The sequence below is a fragment of the Proteus mirabilis ATCC 29906 genome, assembly GCF_000160755.1.
In the GTDB taxonomy this organism is placed as follows: Bacteria; Pseudomonadota; Gammaproteobacteria; order Enterobacterales; family Enterobacteriaceae; genus Proteus; species Proteus mirabilis.
This window is the reverse complement of the sequence record NZ_GG668578.1, coordinates 237,126-256,189: the sequence shown is the minus strand read 5'-3', so window position 1 is coordinate 256,189 and position 19,064 is coordinate 237,126. Positions and strand designations below refer to the sequence as shown.

Below are 19,064 nucleotides of genomic sequence, written 5' to 3'. Positions count from 1 at the left end.
TAGCTGTCTCATTTTAGGGGAAGTGGATAATCTGTGATAGATATTTTAATGTAATTTTAAAATTATTCTGTTAATATCATTATAGACTGAATTAAATGGAGTGGTTATGTCTGACGTAAAATACTTAACCTTAAAAGGTAAAAAACAAGGATTAATATCAGCTAATTGTTCTACAGTTGATTCAATTGGTAATAGATATCAAACAGGCCATAAAGATCAAATACAGGTTTTAAGTTTAAATTACACAATAAGCAGGATGCAAAATTCAGTCCACCATCCAGTTTTATTCATTAAACCAATTGATAAGTCATCCCCGTTATTAGGCGTTGCCATATCTAATAATGAATTATTAGATGCTAATTTTGACTTTTTCAGGATAAACCAATTTGGTATTTTAGAAAAATATTTTGAAATTAAATTGAGTAATGCAACTATTGTGGATTTTACACAATCTTCACCAGAATCATCTAACGGATACTCTATCGTCTCCCATGAAAAAATATTACTACGATATGAGTCTATTTCATGGAACCATATTTGTGCTGGTACAAGTGGATATTCCATAAACGAGCAAAATATTATTTGAAGATTTTATAAGTTGCTTTACGTAGGTAATAGTATATTTTTTTTAGATATAGGAGTAGTAAAAGTGAAAACAATAGCCCTGCGACAAATGATGATTCAGGTAATCTAAACATAGCCAGTAAAAAAAATGCAATTACGCTATATCTGATACTATCAAGAATCGATACGAAAAAATTTTTCATCACTTAATTACCATTAATTATAAATTAATCCATTTATTGCTCGATAAACTTCATCAACACTTTTCTTTTCAGATCCTATCATATATAACCATTTTGATATATTTGGTTCTACTATAAAATACCCCATTTCTAAATTCATTAAAACAAGGTCATAATACAGAGTAGGATTGCTATAGCGTAATCTTTCCTTTGCTTGAGAAGCCATCTCTATGATGCCATACCCTCCCACAAAAGCCATTGCTATATTTCCACCACCTCTAATTAACTTGTGGGCAATGGCATTTCTTAGTACCGTATTATATATAAGTTCAGATGCGGCTGTGGCTATGTAAACACGAACTCCTCCTGTTGTTACTAGTGCCCCAGATGTAAGGAATACACCTCTTAATAGGGTTTTAAGATTATTCATTTCATCATCGTTCAGATTAGTAAAAAGGTGTTCTAAGTATCTTATGATAATTGCTCTTATTGGGTTATTACCTTTAAAAGTTTCCTTGACCATTAAAAAAAATCTATCATCTTCATATTTTATATTTTCATAGACATCTTCATAGCCATCAAAAAAATACGATAGATTCCTAACAGATCTATCAAACCCCAATCCCATTGTTTCTACATAACCAGCTGCTAGTTCTCTTGTTGATTCAAGCCCTTTATCTAACACTAAAGCGACTCGATATAGAGCATTATTGAGTTCGTCGTTGTTGTTGTTCATATTTTTACCACTTTTTAATGTTATGGTTATTAAGTGAGTTCAGATGTTATTAGATAACTATTTTTATTTTAGCAAAAAAATAACCTAATGACTCAATGAGGCATTAATTAAATTGGAGCAAAACGACATTATCTGTTTTGTTTTTTCTGTTGAATAAAGGCGATTCGCTTTTTTAAATAAGCACCCTTCAATTTGGATTAAAAGAGCCCAATTTTTTGGGTGCTGTTCAACAAGGTGGGGGAGTTACTAACTTGTATTTATATTGAAAAATGCAAAATAATACCTTTTGCGAAAAAATTCACTATAGATCCTAATTAACGGTTATTTAGGTCATTAAATTTGACTCTGTGCACTCCAAAATAGCTTAGATTGGGTGACAGCGCTGGAAGATGCGATAGGATCTTCATTAAGCGGTGAAGGAAGAAAAGCGGTTGGTGTAACATTTAATTCTTTAGCAATAAGGAAAAGCATATCAACATCAATTTTACATAGCCCATTCTCATAGCGTGAAAATTGCTGTTGGCTAACGCCGACTCTTTCAGCCACTGCTTTAGCGGATAAACGCAAGTGTTGGCGCTGTTGGCGAATTTTATGTCCAATAATTTGAGAAATAGGATAAACTTTTGACATTGGTGACCTCTTTCCTCCTATCAACTACTGATAATATTTCATTAAATATCAATGTTTTTTAAGCTGAATTTTAACGAGCTCAAGCTCTCCTACTTGAATGAGTCAAATTCATACTTTTTGTTATCGGTTAGTTGAGTAAATTATTTATAGTCACAAAATTATTATTGATAATTAATTTTTTATCCTATGTTAAAAAAAATTACTTTGGCAGAATGAAAAACGGCATTTTTTTGATAGAGAGTGCTATATATTGTATAAACGCAATTTTTCTACTTATATAGACTCGCATTTATGATTGAGAAGGAGTAAATAAGAAAGGAGAATAACAAATGATAAACACCTCTTTGACTGATTACACTCAAAAATAGGCGTTATATATTATTTATAACAGACTATTTTTGAGTTTTTTTGTCAGGTCAAATCCGCAATCAGCTTTATGTCATCGAATCAACTCGATTATTTTTACTTTATCTAAATTGATAAATTTACATTCACATCAGATAGACGATAGCGTTAAGATGGTTACTTATAATACATGGTGATTATAAGTATTACAGAGTCATTACCTAATTATCGTCAAGGTCGAGATTATGAATGTAAAAGAGATCATTCGTCATGAACCATTTGGAACATTACTCGGTTATGCACCTGGTGGTGTTGCGATTTACTCTTCAGATTACAGCAGTATAGATAAAGAAGATTATGCCGCCAATGATTCATTCCGTAGTTATATTGGTAATGAGTATATGGGGCATAAGTGGCAATGTGTTGAATTTGCACGCCGTTTTCTCTATTTACATTACGGGGTTGTTTTTACTGATGTGGGAATGGCCTATGAGATCTTCTCGTTACGTTTCTTACGGAGAACAATTGATGACGATATTTTACCCTTGCAAGCTTTTGCAAATGGCAGCAAACAGCCACCGACGGTAGGAGCGTTGCTTATTTGGCAAGAAGGGGGAGAGTTTAAAGTCACCGGTCATGTGGCGGTTATTACCGAAGTATTAGAAGATAAAATCCGTATTGCAGAACAAAATGTGATCCACACTAGGTTACCGCGAGGTCAACAATGGACACGAGAGTTACCGCTTAAAGTGAGTGATAATGGCTATTTTATCGAAGATACCTTTGATAATACCACCTTGCTAGGTTGGATGATCCAAACAGAACCTAATGCCTACAGTTTACCTCAACCTAAAGTTGCCCCTGAATTGTTAGCTATTCATGAGGCCAAATTAGCCAACAAGGGGCAATTTGCTGGAAAATGGCTAGATGAAAGCGATCCGTTAGAAAAAGCCTATGTGCTAGCACAGCACGGTCATACGATTAATCAAGACAGCTATGAATATTTCACCATTTCAGAAAGTGCTGAGCATGAACTTATACGTGCTAGTAATGAAATGCATTTGATGTATTTGCATGCAACGGAAAAAGTGCTGAAAGACGATAATTTACTGCGTTTATTTGCGATCCCTGAAGTGTTATGGCCCCGTATCCGCCTATCATGGCAAAATAGACGTCATCAAATGATCACTGGACGGTTAGATTTTTGTATGGATGAGCGCGGTATCAAGGTGTATGAATATAACGCTGATTCTGCATCTTGTCATACTGAAGCCGGATTAATTATTGAAAAATGGGCTAAACAGGGTGGCATTAAAGCAGGTTATAACCCGGGTGAACGTCTATTAGATGCGTTATCAGATGCTTGGAAACACAGTGATGCGAAGCCATTTGTACATATTCTTCAAGATGATGATAATGAAGAAGATTATCATGCTCGCTTTATGCAACAAGCACTGACTAAAGCCGGTTATAGCAGCAAAATTCTGCGTGGACTAAAAGAGCTGCATTGGAATAGTCGTGGTCAGTTAATTGATGGTGATAAACGTATTGTTGAATGTGTATGGAAAACATGGGCTTGGGAAACCGCGTTAGATCAACTAAGAGAAGAGAGTGAACAACAGTCACTTATTCCTATTCGTATTGGTGATCCGGCGGGAGAAGTTCGTTTAGTTGATGTTCTTTTACGCCCTGAAATCACGGTTTTTGAACCTCTTTGGACACTTATTCCAAGTAATAAAGCGATATTACCTATTTTGTGGCAACTTTTCCCAGATAATCCTTATCTACTTGATACTGAGTTCACTTTAACCCCACGTTTGTCGCAGAGTGGTTATGCAGTTAAGCCTATTGCTGGGCGCTGTGGTAGTAATATTGGTTTAGTTGATCACCAAGAAAATGTATTAGGTGAAACCAGTGGTCAATTTGAACATCAAGAAAATATTTATCAAGAGTTATGGTGTTTACCAAAAGTGTCTAACCGATATATTCAGGTTTGTACCTTTACGGTAGATGGACATTATGGTGGTTGTTGCTTACGCTCTGATCTGACATTAGTGATAAAAAAAGACAGTGATATTGAGCCATTAATTGTCCTTGAAGATAAACACTTTTTAGCGGATTAATTTCATCACCATCATCCAATGAGTAAGAGATCGGTTTAGATTAAACCGATCTCTTTTTTATTTTGTCAGATCACATCCCTTGTAAGATCTGTTTTTTCAGCCATTGAATAAAAAGTTGTACTTTAGCGTTACTCTTTTCATCGCGGGTAACCAGATAATAGCGTTGTGCACAAAAAAACTCACAATTATCAAAAGGGACTATTAATTCATTATTTGCGAGTTGTTTTTGAATTAAGCGTTTACGTCCCATTGCGACACCGGAATGATTAACGGCAGCAATAACAGCTAAATCAGAGCGATCAAAACAAATATTACTTTTATTTGGAAATAATCCTAATCCCATATATTCACTCCAAGCGCGCCATTCATCAAAATCAGAGTTATTACTCCAAGCTTGTCTATCATGTAACAAAGTACAATTAGCAAGGTGATGAATATTACCTACTAATTCATGGCGAGCAGCATATTCAGGGCTACAAACAGGAATAATTGATTCTGAGATTAAATCTTCACAATAGAGATTTTTCAGGTGTTTATCATCGAAATAGATAGCGAGATCGATACCATAACCACGAAAATTAATATCGTCATTGCCAGTAAGTAAGTTTAATTCAATAGAAGGATAGCGTTGAGTAAAATCAGAAATACGAGGTACAAGCCAACATTGCGCAATAGAAGGGCGAGAATACACCGTTAATACGCCAGATATTTCTTGATTATAGATATCTAAAATCTCTTGATTAATATCTTCAAGTGTTTTTTTCAATGCCCAATAAATACGTTCACCTTCTTCGGTTAATTCAATACGCCGATGAAAGCGATTAAATAGCTTTATCCCTAATTCTTTCTCTAGTGTATTAATACGATGGCTAATCGCGCTAGGCGTCAAGGACAATTCCTCTGCGGCTAAAGCGAATGATAAATGCCGTCCTGTTGCTTCAAAAGTGTGAAGTCGTGCTAATTGATAACTGGATAAGCGCTTATTTCTCAAAATCACGTTAGAAGATCCAAACATTTTTTATTCTCATTTAATTATTATTAGTAACGTAAGGTAATAATCAAGTTAATGTTAAGGTGAAAGATAGCCAAGATGAAATCTAAATGATAAATATTTGTGCATCTGATCACCTATTTGGCTTAATTGAATTCATCTTAGTATCTATTTTCATCATTTGTAAGTGTCGAATGATTAATATTCAATATGTTTAACAATAAATAAAAATTAGGGATTGATCTATGGAACCGACACTATGGGTACTAGGTACTCTGATTATAAGTATCTTGCTCATTGTTTTTACTATAATAAAACTTAAGTTTCATCCATTTTTAGCACTACTACTTGCCAGTTTTTTTGTCGGTATGGCAATGAAAATGAACCCATTAGAAATGGTCAGTGCAATTGAAAATGGGATTGGGGGAACGCTGGGATTTTTAGCCGCCATTATTGGTTTGGGTACTATTCTCGGTAAAATGATGGAAATATCGGGGGCGGCAGAGCGCATCGGTATCACCTTACAAAAATGCCGTTGGTTATCACCGGATGTTATTATGGTATTGGTGGGACTGATTTGTGGTATTACCCTGTTTGTTGAAGTAGGGGTAGTGCTACTTATTCCATTAGCATTCTCTATTGCTAAAAAAACAAACACCTCATTATTAAAACTCGCCATCCCTTTATGTACTGCATTAATGGCCGTGCATTGTATTGTTCCTCCACACCCTGCAGCGCTTTTTGTCACTAATGAGTTAGGGGCCGATATGGGAACGGTGATCGTTGCCGGTCTTGCTGTTGGATTATTAGCCTCATTAGTGGGCGGGCCTCTTTTCTTAAAAGTATTGGGTGAGCGCTTACCTTTTAAAACCGTACCAGAAGCATTTTCTGATATGGAAATTCGTCAAGAAAAAGATTTACCTTCACTTGGGGCGACATTATTTACGGTTTTATTACCTATTGTTCTGATGCTGATTAAGACCGCCGCAGAGCTTAATATGGAAAAAGGCACTTCGGTTTATATTGCATTACAATTTATTGGTAACCCGATTACGGCAATGTTTATTGCTGCTTTTGTTGCTTACTATATTTTAGGTATTCGCCGTAATATGGGCATGAGTACCCTATTGAAAAAAACAGAAGATAGTTTTAGCTCTATTGCCAATATTTTGTTAATTATTGGTGCTGGGGGCGCATTTAACGGCATTTTAAAAGGGAGTGGTTTAAGCGATTCATTGGCGGTGATCCTCTCTAATTTGGATATGCATCCTATTTTATTAGCTTGGCTAGTAGCGATTATTCTGCATGCAGCAGTAGGATCAGCAACGGTTGCTATGATGGGGGCGACCGCTATCGTTGCACCATTAATGCCAATGTATCCAGATATTAGCCCTGAAATTATTACATTGGCAATTGGCTCTGGGGCTATTGGCTGTACGATTGTCACAGACTCCCTATTTTGGTTAGTAAAACAGTATTGTAATGCCACATTAAGCGAAACTTTCCGTTTTTATAGTATCGCGACCTTTATTGCTTCATTTGTGGCATTAGGGGGCACTTTTATGCTTTCTTTTGTCATATAAAAGAGAATGACGATGACCACGATAGATATAAATAAATTAAAAAATGATTATCCACTGGTACGTGATTTAGTGGATTTAAAAGAGGTGGTTTGGTTTAACCCCAATGTTACCTCAACTGACCAGGGACTTCCTTATGTAGGTTTAACGCAAAATGATGTGATGGATGCACAGGCAAGATTACAACGTTTTGCACCTTATTTAATGAAAGCCTTTCCAGAAACCGCATCAACTGAGGGGATCATCGAATCAGCCGTTGTGGATATCCCTCAAATGAAAGAGGCACTAGAAAAGCGCTATAACACCCTTATTGAGGGACAATTGCGTTTGAAAAAGGATAGCCACTTACCTATTTCTGGTTCAATTAAAGCGCGCGGGGGGATTTATGAAGTGCTCACTCACGCTGAAAAATTAGCCATAGAGGCCGGGCTTCTGACCACAGAGGATAATTATGAAAAATTATTTTCTGATGAATTCCGCAAATTTTTTAGCCAATACAGTATTGCCGTCGGCTCCACGGGTAACTTAGGAATGTCGATTGGCATTATGAGTGCAAAACTGGGCTTTAGCGTTAGTGTTCATATGTCTGCGGATGCTCGTCAATGGAAAAAAGACAAGCTACGCGCTCATGGTGTTAATGTTGTGGAATATGAGCAAGATTACAGTATTGCGGTTGAACAAGGACGTAAAGAGGCAGAAAAAAATCCTCGTTGTTTCTTTATTGATGATGAAAATTCAAAAACATTATTCTTGGGTTATGCCGTCGCTGGATTACGTTTAAAACATCAATTTGAAACGCTTAATATTCCGGTCGATAGTGAACATCCTCTGTTTGTCTATCTGCCATGTGGTGTAGGCGGAGGGCCTGGTGGTGTTGCTTTTGGGTTAAAACTGGCATTTGGTGATGCAGTACATTGTCTATTTGCTGAGCCAACCCATTCTCCTTGTATGTTACTTGGGGTGTATACCCAGTTACATGATGGTATTTCTGTTCAAGAAGTGGGTATCGACAATATTACTGCAGCTGACGGTTTGGCGGTAGGTAGAGCCTCTGGCTTTGTTGGACGGGCAATGGAGCGTTTGATTGATGGCTATTACACCATTGATGATCAAGAGTTATATAACTTATTGAGCTTGTTAAACAAAGAAGAAGGGATCCAGTTAGAGCCTTCCGCTTTAGCTGGAATGACAGGGGCTATTCATGTTTCTCAAGCTAAAGATTATCTACAAGGTTTATCACTTGATAGTCAAAAAATGCACAATGCGACGCATTTAGTATGGGCGACGGGGGGCGGTATGGTGCCAACTGATGAAATGCAAAAATATCTTGCGCAAGGGGAATAGCAACTATATAACAATAAAACAAATAATAACATTATAAAACAAAAGGATAAGATTATAAGCTTATCTGTAATATCACTTCTGTATTTACACCAGGATGTCACATCAGGGGAAGATGCTGTAGTTTATAACGATAAAAAAAGAGGCACCCATTGGGTGCCTCACTCACTAAAATAAAAGCCATTATTCCAAGATAAACATTCCATAAGGATGGATTTGTAGATAATAGCTATCACCTTCATTAGGTTGAAGTTGGGTTGCATTCACTTGTAATAACAATGTTTGATTTTGCCATGCAACAGTCACCTCATATTGTGGTCCCATATAGGCGACATGGATTATTGTACATTGCTGGCAAGCTTCACCTTGTTGAGATAAGGTAATAGCTTCAGGTCTGACACCCACTCTAATTTCGGTTTTGTTGCTGTTAAAGTTCTCGGGGCGAGGTAAGCGATAATTAAAAATATCAACATAATCAGCCCCTAGAGTAGCAGGGAAGAGATTGGCATCTCCCATAAAACTTGCCATAAACTCAGAGGCCGGTTGGCGATATAAAGTTTGTGGTGAACCTAATTGCATTATTTTGCCTTTATTCATCACTAACACCATATCGGAAACGGCAAAAGCTTCACTTTGGTCATGGGTAACATACAGGGAGGTGATATTAAACTGTTGTTGTAATTCACGAATTTTCTCCCTCATGCTACGGCGCAAGTTAGCATCCAGATTACTTAATGGCTCATCAAATAACAGCACTTTGGGTTTTAAGATCAAAGCACGAGCTAATGCCACTCGTTGTTGCTGACCGCCTGAAATCTGATCGACAAAACGATCTTCAAATCCTGCTAAATCTACCAAGGCTAGAGCCTCTGCCACTCGCTGTTTGATCTCTGCCTTTGGGCGACCTAACATTTTTAAGCCATAACCAATGTTGTCACCTAAAGACATATGAGGGAACAGGGCGTAAGACTGAAACACCATACAAATATCACGTTGTTGGATTGAGCGATCAGTAACATCTTCACCATCAATAAAAATTTTACCTTCTGTCGGTTTTTCTAATCCAGCCACTAAGCGTAGTACTGTCGTTTTACCGCAACCTGATGGCCCCAATAACGAAACCATTTTTCCTTGAGGAATAGACAAACTGAGCGTGTCAATTACCGTGTTTGTACCAAAACGCTTAACAATATTTTTCAGTTCAACGAAATGTGATTGTGTCATGATTTATACTCCGTATTACTGTGCATTTTTGGCTTTAGAGCGTGAAACACGGGCTTCGCCAATCAAATAGTCAAATAAGAAAATAATAGCCAACATCACGATGATTAAAATCGAGCCATAGGCAATTGCGACGCCGTATTCACCATCTTCAACACGATTTAAAATATAAGCGGTAGCAACGCGAGTTTCAGGGGTGACTAAGAATACAATCGCACTGACGGTGGTTATTGCGCGGACAAAACTATAAATTAAAGCGGATAAAATCGCGGGGCGTAATAAAGGCAATAGCACATACAAAATAGTTCGCATTGAATTTGCTCTTAAACTTAATGACGCCTCATCCAGCGATTTATCGATTTGCCCCAATCCTGCAATACCTGCTCGTATTCCCACGGGCACGTTACGCATGGTCATTGAGATAATCACAATGGCTGCCGTTCCTGTTAAATAAAACGGCGAATCATTAAATGCCAAGATATAAGAGACCCCCGCAACAGTACCGGGAACGGCAAAACAGAGCATGGTCGTAAATTCGATACTCTTTTTACCTTTAAAATCTTGGCGCACGACAATATAGGCGATCAAAAGCCCTAAAATAGCGGTAATAGGTGCTGCGATACCTGCATAAAGTAAGGTATCAAGTAATGATGGCCATGCGCCGTCGCTCATCCCTTGACCAAATAATTTAATAAAGTTATCAAAGGTTAAGGTGTAATCCACTCCCCAGTTAACCGTAAAGCTACCGTAGAAAATGCTGCCATAGAGTAAGATATTAAAGATAACCCAAATACCCAACACGCTAGTGACAAAGGTTACTAAGGAGGTGGGTAATGGTTGAACATCACCACGATAGGATTTACCTGACACCGTGACATATGAGCGTTTGCCAATCCACATATATTGAATGCAGAACACTAATAATGAGAATACCAACAGTGAAGCACCTAACGTACTTGCTGCTTGGTAATCAAGTTGAGAGCCGGTGATATAGAAATAAATTTGAGTGGCAATCACGTCAAAGTTGCCACCTAGCACCAATGGGTTACTAAAATCAGCCAATGATTGCACTATAACGATCAAAAAGGCATTGGCTAATGCTGGTTTTAGTAACGGCATAAAAACATGAAAGAATGTTTGGTAGCGATTAGCTCTAAGGGTATAAGAAGCCTCTTCTAATGACGGATGGATTGTTTTAATTGCACCATCTAAGATCATAAAAGACATAGGGGTAAAGGCAAGTACTTGTGCAAGCCAAATTCCCGTAAAGCCATATAACCAGTTGGTATTTTCTAAACCTGCATAAGTTGCCAAAAATTCAGTGATATAACCTGAACGTCCCATCATCAAGGTCACACCTAAACCCACAACAAAAGGGGGAGTGACAATAGGTAAAATAGAAAATACTCGACCAATAATCGCTGATCTTACTGCAATACGTGATGTATAAATGGCGAGGATCAAACCAAAAAAAGTACAGCCAATACCAACTGCGATAGACAGTAAGATTGAATTGATCATCACCTGAACAATATGGGCTTGGCTGAGAATGGCAATAAATTCAAAGGGGGCAAAATTGCCAGCACTATCTTGAAACATCGGAATAAAGATAGCGACACTTGGAAAGATAATAAAAACACCGATTAAGGCGACAACTGTGATTAATGAGCCAATCACAAAGCTATCACCCCCTAACCACTCTAAGCGTGTTAAAGCATGCTTGGCTATCATTCCTAATGAAATAAATAGCACGATAACCGAATAACCCAGACCACGACCTTCCATCGTTGCGGTAACAATAGTGATAAAGGCGCAGAAAAAGGCAAAACTTGCATCAAAATAGTGACGAATACGATTTTCTCGCCCTACAGGATGTAAAGGACGAATTAATAGTATGCTGGGAAGTAAAAACCAGAGCAGACTGATATTTAAGTTACTCCAGCCATAAGAGGTAAGTAATTCATCTGCGGTAGAATCAAATAGACCATAATCAAGGCTCCATGAAGGCATTAATATAAATGCCATCCATGCAATCAGGATCCATAAAAATATGGGATCCCACCTCTTTTTTTCAGACAAAGCGAGTGTGTGAGACATAAATCCCCCGACAGTAAAGCTCATTATTATTATGTAAAAAAAAGAGCGAGAGCATCTCTCGCCCTATTGATAGGCTATTTACCCATTTTTACTTCGGTAACCCATTTATTTATCAGCTCCTTACGAACATCACTATCGCCATATTTATCCATGTCGTAGTTAATCAGTTTTAAGTCTGATAATTTCAAAGCCATCGGGGAAGACTCAGCCGTGGTATTGGTGAGAATTTGGTAAGATTTACCCTCTTTCCAACTAATTTCTTGTGCTTCTTTAGAGAGTGTCCAGTCTACAAATAACTTAGCGTTATCCATATTACGGGCATTTTTGATGATACTGACACCGCCAATTTCGTAACCTGTGCCCTCACAAGGTGAGATAAGCTCTAGTGGTGCCCCGTTTTCAACTTCGAGTGAATAGTCGTGTAAGAAGCCGATACCAATCGCGGCCTCACCACGGGCGGCGTTACGCGCTGGTGCAATACCTGATTTAGTATATTGAGAGATATTGGTATTTAGTTTTTTCAGATAATCAAAGGCTTGCTCTGTTCCCCACAATTGATCGAAAGTTGCTAATGCAGTGTATGCAGTGCCCGAACTTTGTGGATCAGCGATTTGAATTTCACCTTTGTATTCAGGTTTGACTAAATCTTTCCAACAGGTCGGAATAGGTAGACCTTTTTCTTTTAAACGATCTTTATTGACACCAAAACCTAGAATACCGACATAAACCGCAGAAGAGTAGTTTCCTTTGCGTTTAGCCGGATCACGAAATTGTGGCATGATCTGATCAAGATTGGCGGATACATAAGGCTCTAGCAGATCCATTTCACCCGCTTGTGAGTGAGGATCCATTGTTCCGCCATACCAAACATCAGCTTGCGGATTGCGTTTTTCTGCTTCTATTTTCGCTAATGTACTGCCGGAGCCATTACGAACAAAAGTGGTTTTAACATCATACTTTTCAGCAAAAGCTTTAGTTTCAGCTTCACACATCGCATTTGTGGCACTGCAATAAACCACTAAGCGACCCGCGGCACTGGTGGATAAACTTACCGTAGAAAGAGCTAAGCCGGCGGCAACAAGTGTAGAGAGAGTTTTCAGTTTCATGTTCAGAACCTTTTAAATGTGTCGTCATCGGAAAATGAAAGTGGGCCAACTAAATGCTCACGTTTACTGACATCAGCGATCAGCAATGGCATTAGTAGTAGTCCCATTAAGGCCGCAGCACTGGTTAATAATACAAACATCCCAGTCCAACCATAATGCGCCATGACCTGACTTAATGGCCAACCTGCTATTGCAGCCCCTAAATAGGCATACAATCCCAAGTAGCCTGTTACCGTACCTGCTGCGTTTTTATGACAATATTCTGTGGCAGCAAGTCCGATTAACATCTGTGGTCCAAACACAAAAAAACCGATACTGAAAAAACAGGCTGCAAGCAATGCATAATGATGAATTGGCATTAGCCAAAGTGCTGTTACTGCGATAAAAAGCCCGAGTGAAAACAGCAATATCATTGGTGCTCGTTGGCCACGGAATAATAAATCCGAGCCCCAGCCTGAACATAACGCGCCTAACAATCCACCCATCTCAAAAAGAGAAAGAATGGCATTAGCACTTAACAAGTTAGCGCCATGGGTTTCTGATAACCAAATATTTCCCCAATCATTTATCGCCATACGGATGAGATAAATTAAAATATAAGAAAAACCTAGTAACCAGATCATTCGGTTAAATAAGATGCTTTCTTTCAAAATGGTTAACATAGGGGTCGGAGGCGATACTTGCTCTTGACGTAATTCAAAAATATCGCGCCGCCATACACCTACTGTGGGTAACCCTTCTTCTGCTGGTGTTCCTTTTAGTTGCATACAAAGCCATAACCCCATAACAATGCCTATTAGGCCGGGAATAACTAAGGCTATTTGCCAACTAAAATGGGTTGCCAACCAAGCGGTTAAAAGGGGAATACTCATCCCGCCAAGATTGATGGAGATATTCCATAATCCCCACCAGAAACCGCGTTCATTACGTGAATACCAATGGGTGAGTAACCTTGCACAAGGGGGCCAACCCCATCCTTGAAAGAAACCATTAAGTGCCCAGACTAAAAGCAAGGCAGGAAAGGATAAACAGTAGGCAAAAATAATATTCATCACCCCTGTCATTACCAGACCTGCGCCCATAAACCAACGGTAGCCGTATTGGTCATGGAAAATACCAGAGAGAAATTTTGATAGACCATAAGTGAGATAAAACAGGCTGGCTATCCAGCCAATATCACTTTTATCTAGATGCAGTTCCGTTTGCATAACGGGCATCACAAAATTGACGCTTTTACGAGTCAGGTAAAACGTGGCATAGCCAATGATCATCGACAACATTAAATTTTTACGCCAAAAATCATAGGTCTTATTTATTGATGCCAAATTTTTACCTAACATAACATCCTCTCTGATATTGCCAATGTAAGAAAAATGCAGTTAAAAAGAATGAGAGAAGGTTGTAGATGACTAAGACTAATTCCTAGTTTTCACGCTTTTCTATTGAATTTGTGGGTAAGTTAACAATTATTTTAGTACCAAGCTGACTAATTACTTCCCATTCTCCCCCCAATGCGCAGATCCGCTCTTCAATACCTCGTAGCCCAAAACCGTTATTAGGTTGTGTAGGCAAAATGCCAATACCATTATCATGAACAACCAGTCGTAATTGTGCTTGATGTTGAGTAAGCGAAATGTGGATTTCACTGGCATTAGCGTGTTTGCTGATATTATTGAGTAGTTCTTGCACTAGTCGGTAGAGTGTAAAAATAATGGTGTCGCTTTCAGGCTCTGTTTCAAGAGCATAATGAAAATGACAGTGAATACCATTTTCATGAAATGAGAACTCATCAATTAAATGGTGTAGAGCCTTCTCTAATGACATCTCTTCTAAAATAGGCGGCCTTAGTTGGCGTAGCAGTTGTCGGGTAGATTGATGTATTTGTTGGGCTAATCGCTCAATTTGCTCGCCTGACTGGCGTGTTTTATCGTTATCTGCACTTCTTTTTACTAACATTGACTGAATTTGAATAGCTGTAATATTTTGTCCAATTTCATCATGTAATTCACGAGCAATGGCTTTTTTAACATCTTCTTCGGTATGTACTAGTTGTTCCATCAACGCTCGGCGTGCTTGTAACTCTTGCTCTAAACGTAGCTGATAATGACGTAAATTATTGGCAAGTTGTTGCTGGCGACTAATAGCAATACCTAAACCAATACCAATTAAGGCTTGGGTTGTTAAAAACATCTCTAATTCATGCAAATCGGCAAAAGCACCATTTACTTGTCTAGCAAAGGTAATCATTAAACTACCTAACAACGCGGATAATACGCCCCCTTGCCAACCATAACGATAAGCCATAAAAACATTAGGAATAAAAACCAGAATAACTAATAAGCGTTCAATTTCTGGGGTAAGAAAGAATTGTGCACTTAATCCAATAAGACAAAAGAGGAATACCCACATTAATAAGGAGGTACGCAATGGTGGCTCTGGGGTGATTTCGGCGATTAATACTCGACTTTGTAATTCGCGTAAATATTCATAAAGTAGAAAAACAAAGGGAGCTAATAAAATACCACCTGTTATTGAGGTCAAAAATATTGCGCTGGTGGACGTCGTGAGAAAAAAACTGAGTAGAAAGGCTTGTAATAGGCTATTAAATCCGACCGCTGCGATAAGTAAGGTTAACCGTTGCCAATAAAGTGGGTAACGCCACCAGATCCGTTGTACTTCTAGTGCGACCAATAAGCTGATTAAAGGTGAGAGATAAAGAGTTACATGGGTAATTAATTGCTGTTGAGTTAGCCAGTAATAAAGCCCCCATTCGGCCAATAACATCGGCAACCAAAAACGTCGCCAAAGTAAAATAAATAATGCTAGCCGTAAGCCTTGAGGTAAAAAAAGTGCGGCTTGTTGACCATTATGACTAAGATAAAAACTGATCACCCAAAGTGACAACCAGAGTAAAGAGTAGGTCAACAATAAAAAGAGAGATTGAAGAAAAAAACGTGCGCCTCTTTGCATGTTAGAGTGTTCCGGTGATTAACTGGTTGTTTAATGCAAAATGGACTAAATCAATGGTTGTTTCACAGTTCAATTTACCCAGTATATTGGCTCGATGAACATGCACCGTTTTATGACTGAGATTCAGTTGTACGGCGATAGCTTTAACATTAATACCTTGTACTAGCAGATTAAAAATCTCTCTTTCGCGAGGGGTTAAACTATGTAAAGCATCTTCTTTTTCTGGTGTCTGTCGAAGTGCTTTCATGGCATCAGCACAGAGATAACAGCCCCCTTGATACACAGCACGTACTGCTTGAACGAGCTCTTGTGGACCACAGCGCTTAGTTAAATAGCCATGGGCACCGGAATCTAAAGCGCTTTGTACAAATGCGGGGGTATCATAAATACTTAAAATAATTGTCCGAAAATCAGGGCGTTTTTGTTTTAATCGACTTTGTAATTGTAGGCCACTCTCTCCAGGCATAGAGAGATCCATCACCGCCACATCAATATTATCATTTAATAAATAGGGCCAAGCTTCTTGGCCATTTGCGTATTCACCGACAATATTAATATCCGGCTCTAGCATTAGCAGTTGTGCAAACCCAGAACGCACAACAATGTGATCATCGATGAGAGCAACGTTTATCATATTTTTATTAGGCTAAGCATTGTTAGGTAATATTTATCTGTTTTATAACAAGCTACAGGAAGTTATGCGAGAAAAAAGGGAGCAAAAACACGCTTTTGCGCTTTGTCTCTCGCTTTTAGCGTATTGAATCGAGACAATTAGCAGGGCAGAATTACCCCCTCACAAACAGGGAACCTCCATTTGTAAGGGGGATAGGCAGATTAAGCGACTTGAACGGGAACGGCTTTAGCAATGCGTTTCATTTCATTGTCGCCTTCAAAATAGGCAATGTTGGGTTTATGGCTACGCGCATCGCTATCTGGAATTTGCACATAAGAGCAAATAATTAAGCGATCACCTACAGCAGCACGGCGAGCGGCTGCGCCATTGACAGAAATAATACCAGATCCTCTTTCTGCGCAAATGGCATAAGTAGAGAAACGTTCACCATTATCAACGTTATAAATATCAATGGCTTCATTTTCAAGAATACCAGCGGCATCCATAAAATCCTGATCAATCGCGCAAGAGCCTTCATAGTGAAGATCAGCTTGGGTGACTTTTACGCGATGAAGTTTGCCTTGTAACATGGTGCGTAGCATTGTTGTGTTTCCTATTTTTAATTATTCATTAGACTAAGCTAACTTGTTGGCTATCGATTAAACGAGTGTTACCCAACCAAGCTGCCATTAAAATAACGGCACATCGGCTCTCTTCGCTAAGTGGTGCTAGTGTTTGTGCATCACAAATAAAACATTCATCAGCACGAAAGCCTTGCTGTTCAAGGGTTGCTTTGGCTGTTTGTAATAGTTGGTTAACATCAAGGTTTCCCGATTTTAATTGCTCGGCTATCTGTTGCATAGCTTGATAAAGCACAGGGGCTTGTTGTTTTTCATTATCTGATAACAAACGATTTCGAGAGCTAAATGCCAATCCTGTTTTATCACGCACAATAGGGACTGGAATAATACTGATATCAAAACATAAATCACTGACCATTTTTTTTATGATCTGCAGTTGTTGATAATCTTTTTCACCAAATAGCGCGACATCAGGCTGTACAAGGTTGAATAGTTTACTTACAACGGTTGTTACACCGCGGAAATGTCCTGGGCGACTAGCGCCTTCTAACACAGAAGAAAGTACTGGAACCTCAACAATCGTTTGGTTTTCCATCCCATTTGGGTACATCTCTTTCGCTGATGGGGCAAAGACAATATCAACATGTTTATCGCGCAGTAACTCACAATCTTCTTGTAGGGTTCGTGGATAGTTTGCTAAATCGGCTTCTCTATCGAATTGCATTGGATTAACAAAAATAGAGGCGATAACCACATCAGCATGAATACGCGCTTCTTCTATCAGTTTTAGGTGACCTTGATGCAGGTTGCCCATGGTCGGAACCAATGCAATGCGTTTACCTTCTTGTTTTAGTCGCTTAATTTCGCGGCGTAAGATAAGCGTTGTTTCAATAATTAGCATAGCGTGACTCCTTTAAACTATTTTAATGAATTTAAATGATAAATCAGTTAAATGAGTGTTGTTCTTGAGGGAACAGTTTTTGTTCAACTTGTTGAACATACAGTCTGACAGCCTCGGGTAAGGAGCCAGCTTCTTGTAAGAAATTTTTAGAAAATTTAGGGGCATTAGGTGTTAGACCTAATAAATCATGCATCACAAGAATTTGTCCATCAGTGACATTGCCGGCACCAATGCCGATAACGGGAATATTGAGTGATCCGGTAATAGTTTTTGCTACGGAAACGGGGACGCATTCTAATACAGCTAGTTGTGCTCCTGCGGCTTCAAGCGCCATAGCATCTTGCTTAAGTTGCTCTGCAGCAGCTTCTTCTCGACCTTGTACTTTATAGCCACCAAACACATTAACAGATTGAGGGGTTAAGCCTAGGTGAATACAAACAGGCACTGCGCGTTCAGTGAGCATTTTGACTGTAGGAATAAGCCAGCTTCCTCCTTCAATTTTGACCATATTCGCTCCCGCTTGCATTAAAATAGCTGCGTTAAGACAGGCTTGCTCTGGAGTGGAATAAGACATAAAAGGCATATCAGCAATTAAGAAAGCGTTAGGGGCGCCTGCTCTTACACAACGGGTATGATAGGCAATTTGCTCAACGGTGACAGGTAATGTGCTGTCATGACCTTGTAGTGTCATACCGAGTGAATCACCAATTAACATGGCAGGAATACCTTCATTGGCAAATAGACGAGCAAAGCTAGCATCATAAGCCGTGATAGTGGCAAACTTTTTCTTTTCTTGTTTATAGCGATTGAGCGTAGATAGCGTAACCGGCTTCATGATAATAAACTCCATGGTGTGTTGCGTGTAAATTGAGTTATTTATGTCAGTTAATTATTTGTTTATTAAAGAGAATATGGCATAAATAAAAAACATTAACTGCTGATTGTAGCATCTACGTACTAAAAACGAAGAAAAAGTCGTGAATTGAATAATAAAAAATAGAAATAAAAAATATTTTGATATTTATCCAAGAATTAGAAATGGTGATATAACAGGCGGGAGGGAAGGGCGTATTTTATCACTTA

Annotated in this window: 16 protein-coding genes; 4 read left to right on the top strand and 12 right to left on the bottom strand. The window is 38.6% G+C overall.

Annotation, left to right across the window (positions count from 1 at the left end; translation table 11 throughout):
* Positions 1–106: 106 nt before the first annotated feature.
* Positions 107–586 (top strand): Hcp family type VI secretion system effector, encoded by a 480-nt coding sequence (locus tag HMPREF0693_RS09275; protein ID WP_004245019.1) that lies wholly within the window; start codon positions 107–109, stop codon positions 584–586.
* Between the two features lie 194 nt (positions 587–780).
* Here HMPREF0693_RS09275 and HMPREF0693_RS09270 read toward each other — a convergent pair whose 3' ends face one another.
* Together HMPREF0693_RS09270 and HMPREF0693_RS09265 are read right to left on the bottom strand one after the other, a co-directional pair.
* Positions 781–1,482: a hypothetical protein gene (locus tag HMPREF0693_RS09270; protein ID WP_004245018.1), complete on the bottom strand. Its 702-nt coding sequence runs from the start codon at positions 1,480–1,482 to the stop codon at positions 781–783.
* Positions 1,483–1,815: 333 nt separating this feature from the next.
* Entirely contained in the window at positions 1,816–2,112 is a 297-nt protein-coding gene (locus tag HMPREF0693_RS09265; protein ID WP_004245017.1) for a helix-turn-helix domain-containing protein, read from the bottom strand.
* A 590-nt stretch (positions 2,113–2,702) separates the two neighbouring features.
* On the opposite strand from HMPREF0693_RS09265, the gene gss reads away from it, so the two are divergent.
* Positions 2,703–4,580 (top strand): bifunctional glutathionylspermidine amidase/synthase, encoded by a 1,878-nt coding sequence (gss, locus tag HMPREF0693_RS09260; RefSeq protein WP_004245016.1) that lies wholly within the window; start codon positions 2,703–2,705, stop codon positions 4,578–4,580.
* A gap of 70 nt (positions 4,581–4,650) precedes the next feature.
* On the opposite strand, the gene dsdC is transcribed toward gss, so the two are convergent.
* A complete protein-coding gene (gene dsdC, locus HMPREF0693_RS09255; RefSeq protein ID WP_004245015.1) occupies positions 4,651–5,595 on the bottom strand; it encodes a DNA-binding transcriptional regulator DsdC in 945 nt (314 codons plus the stop codon).
* Between the two features lie 221 nt (positions 5,596–5,816).
* Here dsdC and dsdX point away from each other — a divergent pair, with 221 nt between their 5' ends.
* Together dsdX and dsdA are read left to right on the top strand one after the other, a co-directional pair.
* Entirely contained in the window at positions 5,817–7,154 is a 1,338-nt protein-coding gene (gene dsdX / locus HMPREF0693_RS09250; RefSeq protein WP_004245014.1) for a D-serine transporter DsdX, read from the top strand.
* Between the two features lie 12 nt (positions 7,155–7,166).
* A complete protein-coding gene (gene dsdA / locus HMPREF0693_RS09245) occupies positions 7,167–8,495 on the top strand; it encodes a D-serine ammonia-lyase (RefSeq protein ID WP_004252512.1) in 1,329 nt (442 codons plus the stop codon).
* A gap of 180 nt (positions 8,496–8,675) precedes the next feature.
* Here the strand turns inward: dsdA and fbpC are convergent, their stop codons facing one another.
* The 9 genes from fbpC to panB all read right to left on the bottom strand — a co-directional run bounded on the left by fbpC (position 8,676) and on the right by panB (position 18,816).
* Positions 8,676–9,716 carry a ferric ABC transporter ATP-binding protein gene (gene fbpC / locus HMPREF0693_RS09240; protein ID WP_004245012.1) on the bottom strand — a complete coding sequence of 347 codons (1,041 nt, stop codon included), beginning with the start codon at positions 9,714–9,716 and terminating at the stop codon, positions 8,676–8,678.
* Positions 9,717–9,731: 15 nt separating this feature from the next.
* Positions 9,732–11,810, bottom strand: a complete 2,079-nt coding sequence (locus HMPREF0693_RS09235; protein WP_004252510.1) for an ABC transporter permease — start codon at positions 11,808–11,810, stop codon at positions 9,732–9,734.
* A gap of 74 nt (positions 11,811–11,884) precedes the next feature.
* The gene (locus HMPREF0693_RS09230; RefSeq protein WP_004245009.1) at positions 11,885–12,916 is read right to left on the bottom strand and encodes an ABC transporter substrate-binding protein; all 1,032 of its coding nucleotides are present in this window, start codon (positions 12,914–12,916) and stop codon (positions 11,885–11,887) included.
* 2 nt (positions 12,917–12,918) lie between these two features.
* Positions 12,919–14,256 (bottom strand): MFS transporter family glucose-6-phosphate receptor UhpC, encoded by a 1,338-nt coding sequence (gene uhpC / locus HMPREF0693_RS09225; RefSeq protein ID WP_004245008.1) that lies wholly within the window; start codon positions 14,254–14,256, stop codon positions 12,919–12,921.
* An 82-nt stretch (positions 14,257–14,338) separates the two neighbouring features.
* Entirely contained in the window at positions 14,339–15,886 is a 1,548-nt protein-coding gene (locus HMPREF0693_RS09220; RefSeq protein WP_004245007.1) for an MASE1 domain-containing sensor histidine kinase, read from the bottom strand.
* A gap of 1 nt (position 15,887) precedes the next feature.
* Positions 15,888–16,520, bottom strand: coding sequence for a response regulator transcription factor (locus HMPREF0693_RS09215; protein ID WP_004245006.1), 633 nt, complete (start codon positions 16,518–16,520; stop codon positions 15,888–15,890).
* Positions 16,521–16,720: 200 nt separating this feature from the next.
* Positions 16,721–17,101, bottom strand: coding sequence for an aspartate 1-decarboxylase (gene panD, locus HMPREF0693_RS09210; protein WP_004247282.1), 381 nt, complete (start codon positions 17,099–17,101; stop codon positions 16,721–16,723).
* A gap of 28 nt (positions 17,102–17,129) precedes the next feature.
* Entirely contained in the window at positions 17,130–17,981 is an 852-nt protein-coding gene (panC, locus tag HMPREF0693_RS09205) for a pantoate--beta-alanine ligase (protein ID WP_004245004.1), read from the bottom strand.
* A gap of 43 nt (positions 17,982–18,024) precedes the next feature.
* Positions 18,025–18,816 carry a 3-methyl-2-oxobutanoate hydroxymethyltransferase gene (gene panB, locus HMPREF0693_RS09200; protein ID WP_004247283.1) on the bottom strand — a complete coding sequence of 264 codons (792 nt, stop codon included), beginning with the start codon at positions 18,814–18,816 and terminating at the stop codon, positions 18,025–18,027.
* Between the last annotated feature and the right edge of the window lie 248 nt (positions 18,817–19,064).